This is a genomic window from Arthrobacter sp. (assembly GCF_031179385.1).
GTDB lineage: Bacteria > Actinomycetota > Actinomycetes > Actinomycetales > Micrococcaceae > Arthrobacter_D.
Window position 1 is genome coordinate 1 of sequence record NZ_JAPSHV010000216.1, and the last position, 2,364, is coordinate 2,364.

2 protein-coding genes and 1 pseudogene are annotated in these 2,364 nt (G+C 63.6%); 2 read left to right on the forward strand and 1 reads right to left on the reverse strand.

The window, feature by feature from the left end; all coding sequences use genetic code 11:
• Both RIF85_RS15685 and glsA read left to right on the forward strand, forming a co-directional pair.
• Positions 1 to 216 (forward strand): annotated as a pseudogene (locus RIF85_RS15685) (hypothetical protein); the annotation flags it as partial.
• 47 nt (positions 217 to 263) lie between these two features.
• A complete protein-coding gene (glsA, locus tag RIF85_RS15690) occupies positions 264 to 2,078 on the forward strand; it encodes a glutaminase A (protein WP_309072830.1) in 1,815 nt (604 codons plus the stop codon).
• 61 nt (positions 2,079 to 2,139) lie between these two features.
• Here the strand turns inward: glsA and RIF85_RS15695 are convergent.
• Positions 2,140 to 2,364 (reverse strand): GNAT family protein (locus tag RIF85_RS15695; RefSeq protein WP_309072831.1); only part of this gene is annotated, 225 nt, incomplete at its 5' end.

Sequence of the window (2,364 nt, forward strand, 5' to 3'; positions counted from 1 at the left end):
GGCGCCGCCCTCCTGGCTCCCTTCATTCCGAGCCGGCTGGTAGGCCTTGGCCTCGCCGCCTTCTCGGGCGGCCTGCTCGCCATGTACTTCCGCACGCCGGGAATGACCCAGGACGACGACGTCCGTCCCACCCAGGAGGGCACGCCCGTCGCCAAGGACGTGTGGATGCTCGGTATCGCGCTCTCACTCATCATCGACGGCGGCCGCAAGCGCTGAGATGCGCCGGATTCACCTCCGGCGCCGCCGCACCCTAGGGTTGTCCTATGGAATCTCCGATCGAAGGCTATCTTGCACGGATCCACCGGGAGATTTCGGAGCTGAAGGACGGCAAGCCCTACAGCACCATCCCCGCGATGGCGAATGTCGATCCGGACAACTTCGGCATCTGCCTCACGACGGTCGACGGATACATCTACGAGGTAGGTGACACGCGGGAAGAGTTCAGCATCCAGTCCATCTCGAAGCCGTTCACCTATGGGCTGGCCCTGTCCGACCTCGGGTTGGACGCGGTGGACGAGAAGGTTGACGTTGAACCGTCCGGCGATTCCTTCAACGAGATCTCACTGGCTGAAGGGACGGGACGCCCCGCAAACGCCATGATCAATGCCGGGGCGCTCACGGCGACGTCGTTGATCAAGGGCTCCGGGGGGAACACCAGGATCAAGCGCATCGTCAATACCTATTCCGACTTCGCCGGAAGGCAGCTATCGATTGACGAGGGGATCTTTTCGTCCGAGTTGCAGCATGGGCACAGGAACCGTGCGTTGGCACACCTGCTGAGGTCCTTCGACATCATCGAGGACGATCCGACACCGGTGATCGAGGACTATTTCCGTCAGTGCTCGGTACTGGTGAACTGCCTGGATCTTTCGCTCATGGCCGCTACGCTCGCGAACAGCGGACGCAATCCCCTGACCGACAAGCAGGTACTGGACATCGTGCCGGTGGAGCGCGTTCTTTCGGTCATGACCACCTGTGGAATGTATGACGACGCCGGTTCGTGGATCAGTACCGTTGGCATGCCCGGTAAGAGCGGAGTCGGTGGAGGAATGATTTCCGTGCTGCCCGGCCAGGTGGGGCTGGCTGTCTATTCCCCGCCGCTGGACGAACACGGCAGCAGCGTTCGAGGCATGGCGGCCAGCCAGCGCCTCTCCCAGGACATGGAGCTGCACTTCGTCCGCGCTGCCCGGGTCGGCAAGTCAGCAATCCGGTCCACCTACGACATCTCGGCCGCACCCTCCGGCATCCGGCGCGACGATGAGGCGATGGATGTGCTGCGGGACCACGGTCACCGCGCCCGTGTGGTGGAGCTGAACGGAGACCTGCTCTTCGCCGGTACGGAATCGATGGTTCGCGAACTCAGCACGCTGACCGACGAAGTGGAGCTCGTCATTCTGGATCTGCGGCGGGTGGACGAGGTGGCGGATGTATCCCTGCGCCTCCTCGCTGAAGTCCGCGAGAACCTGGTGGCCGAGGGAAGGGAACTGGTTCTGATCGATGCGGAAGGCACCCTCGCCGAGGCCTTCCGTGACGTTGATCGGGAGGTCCCAACCTTCGATACGCGGACCATGGCCGTCGAGTGGTGCGAGAACCGGCTCATCCAGACCTACGGTGGTGAGCTCGAGCTGCCCAGCCGCGTGGACATCTTCCAATGCCCCGCTCTCAGCCCGCTCAGCCGCGACGATGTGCAGAAGCTCGCCGACCGGATGGAAGACCGAACCTACAAGGACGGCGATCTGATCCGCCGTATCGGCCAGTCCTTCGGCGGGGTCTTCTTCATCCTGTCCGGATCGGTCAATACGTCCGTAGTCGGGCCCACCGGAGACCGGGTGAAACTCACGACGTTGAGCGCGGGGATGACTTTCGGAGAACTCGCCCTCGGCAGCGACGACCGGCAGGAAACAACGGTGAAAGCCACCGGCAAGGTAACGGTGAAAGTGCTCACCGCTGATGCCATAGCGACGTTGGAGTCTGAAGACACCAGGCTGGCGCTCGAGCTATGGAAGGCGCTCACGCGCGACGCCTACACCCGGGTGGACCTCTATCTGCGGGAAACGGCCGTAAGAATCCGGGACTGACTGGGGTGGCTCGGGCCTGCTGGAGCAGCGGACAGGGAGGGCTCCGGTGGTCCGTACCTCACTACCTGGGATCGGTCGACAGCATGCCCATCACAACGGCATCAATCCACTCACCGTTCCACAGCAGCGCGTCCCGCAAGCGCCCTTCGACCCGGAACCCGCACTTCTCGTAGACGCGCTGCGCCCGCGGATTGAACGCGTAGACTTCCAGGCTGATGCGGTGCACGCCCATCACGTCGAAGGCATGCGCGACGACGGCGCGGGTCGCCTCGGTACCGTACCCGCG

Excerpts from the sequence above, each read along its gene's own strand:
- glsA (WP_309072830.1), top strand. The coding sequence starts at position 264 with ATGGAATCTCCGATCGAAGGCTATCTTGCACGGATCCACCGGGAGATT.